Consider the following 459-nt stretch of genomic DNA (forward strand, 5'->3'; position numbering starts at 1 on the left):
TCCTTTCGTTTGCTCAGTTTTCTCTTGGAGCTCCCTTCCTCTTTCATAATGGGTGATATATGTGCGTAATAGGGGGGCGTCCATCCAAAATATTCGAACAGCTGTATATGAATCGGTATTGAAGATAACCATTCATCTCCTCTAATTACATGTGTCGTTCTCATCCAATGATCATCTACCACATGCGCCAGATGATAGGTTGGCAGACCTCCAGATTTTAACAAGACGATATCCTGATAATTTACCGGCAGCTCCACTTCACCTTTGATCAAGTCATTGAAAACGAGCTTTGAATTTGAAGGATCAGCCTTTAAGCGAATAACATACGGTCGGCCTTCCTTCAAGTAGTCCGCTACCTTTGAAAAAGATAAATCGCGGTGGGCCGCCCATTCTCCATAGTAGCCGGTCTGCACTTTTTTGGCTTCCTGGCTCTTTCTGATTTCCTGGATTTCTTCCTCT

1 protein-coding gene is annotated in these 459 nt (G+C 43.8%); it reads right to left on the bottom strand.

Annotated elements, in window-relative coordinates:
- A partial coding sequence (locus ACTJKB_RS30935; RefSeq protein ID WP_440838045.1) for a glutamate--tRNA ligase family protein occupies positions 1-459 on the bottom strand: 459 nt, incomplete at both ends.

Origin of the sequence: Paenibacillus sp. 22594, from assembly GCF_052044425.1 — a bacterium.
Lineage (GTDB): Bacteria > Bacillota > Bacilli > Paenibacillales > Paenibacillaceae > Paenibacillus_AQ.